The following is a 1889-nucleotide window of genomic DNA, read 5'->3' as shown; positions in this document are numbered from 1 at the left end:
GGGGGCACAGGAGCAAAAGGGGGGCGCAGGGCGTGTTGCCCCAGGACCCAACAGTGTGCCAAGGACCCCACCCCCCGGAGAATCCGGCCCGGAACCCTTTCCAACCGCCCGCACCGGAGTGCGGGGGCGTACTGGGGCCACAGGCCGTACCAGGGGCACGGGCCACGAATCCGTCGATGTTCCACCCATGAGCACCCGCCGGGAGACGAACGCTCCCGCAGCGGGCCGCTGCTCCCCCCGCACCGGCACGGCCCATGCGGGCCGCCCCCGGCAGGGGCGCTGCTCCTTAGAAAGGAGGTGATCCAGCCGCACCTTCCGGTACGGCTACCTTGTTACGACTTAGTCCCAATCGCCAGTCCCACCTTCGACGGCTCCCTCCCACAAGGGGTTGGGCCACCGGCTTCGGGTGTTACCGACTTTCGTGACTTGACGGGCGGTGTGTACAAGGCCCGGGAACGTATTCACCGCAGCGTTGCTGATCTGCGATTACTAGCGACTCCGACTTCATGGGGTCGAGTTGCAGACCCCAATCCGAACTGAGACCGGCTTTCTGGGATTGGCTCCACCTCACAGTATCGCAACCCTTTGTACCGGCCATTGTAGCATGCGTGAAGCCCAAGACATAAGGGGCATGATGATTTGACGTCGTCCCCACCTTCCTCCGAGTTGACCCCGGCAGTCTCCCATGAGTCCCCACCCGAAGTGCTGGCAACATGGAACGAGGGTTGCGCTCGTTGCGGGACTTAACCCAACATCTCACGACACGAGCTGACGACAACCATGCACCACCTGTGAACCGGCCCCGAAGGGAAGCCCCATCTCTGGGACGGTCCGGCACATGTCAAGCCTTGGTAAGGTTCTTCGCGTTGCATCGAATTAATCCGCATGCTCCGCCGCTTGTGCGGGCCCCCGTCAATTCCTTTGAGTTTTAGCCTTGCGGCCGTACTCCCCAGGCGGGGCACTTAATGCGTTAGCTGCGGCGCGGAAACCGTGGAATGGCCCCCACACCTAGTGCCCAACGTTTACGGCATGGACTACCAGGGTATCTAATCCTGTTCGCTCCCCATGCTTTCGCTCCTCAGCGTCAGTTACAGCCCAGAGACCTGCCTTCGCCATCGGTGTTCCTCCTGATATCTGCGCATTTCACCGCTACACCAGGAATTCCAGTCTCCCCTACTGCACTCCAGCCTGCCCGTACCCACTGCAGACCCGGGGTTGAGCCCCGGGCTTTCACAGCAGACGCGACAAACCGCCTACGAGCTCTTTACGCCCAATAATTCCGGATAACGCTCGCGCCCTACGTATTACCGCGGCTGCTGGCACGTAGTTAGCCGGCGCTTCTTCCGCAGGTACCCTCACCCGAAGGCTTGTTCCCTGCCGAAAGGGGTTTACAACCCGAAGGCCGTCATCCCCCACGCGGCGTCGCTGCATCAGGCTTCCGCCCATTGTGCAATATTCCCCACTGCTGCCTCCCGTAGGAGTCTGGGCCGTGTCTCAGTCCCAGTGTGGCCGGTCACCCTCTCAGGCCGGCTACCCGTCGTCGCCTTGGTAGGCCATCACCCCACCAACAAGCTGATAGGCCGCGAGCCCATCCAAGACCGCACAAGGCTTTCCACCCCCCACCATGCGGCAAGGGGTCCTATCCGGTATTAGACCCAGTTTCCCAGGCTTATCCCAGAGTCAAGGGCAGGTTGCTCACGTGTTACTCACCCGTTCGCCACTAATCCACCCCGAAGGGCTTCATCGTCCGACTTGCATGTGTTAAGCACGCCGCCAGCGTTCATCCTGAGCCAGGATCAAACTCTCCGTCAAAGAACACGCCAACCAGGAACCCCAGGAAAATGAGGCACACCCGGCCAGCAGAAAATGATCCGGCATCAAACACCCAC

1 rRNA gene is annotated in these 1889 nt (G+C 61.5%); it reads right to left on the bottom strand.

Annotated elements, in window-relative coordinates:
• Positions 1–290 precede the first annotated feature (290 nt).
• A 16S ribosomal RNA gene (locus tag ACVWWH_RS20125) occupies positions 291–1812 on the bottom strand.
• Positions 1813–1889 lie beyond the last annotated feature (77 nt).

Source organism: Sinomonas sp. RB5 (assembly GCF_054063535.1).
Note: the sequence above shows the minus strand (reverse complement) of the source record. Positions and strands in the feature narration are given on the sequence as shown.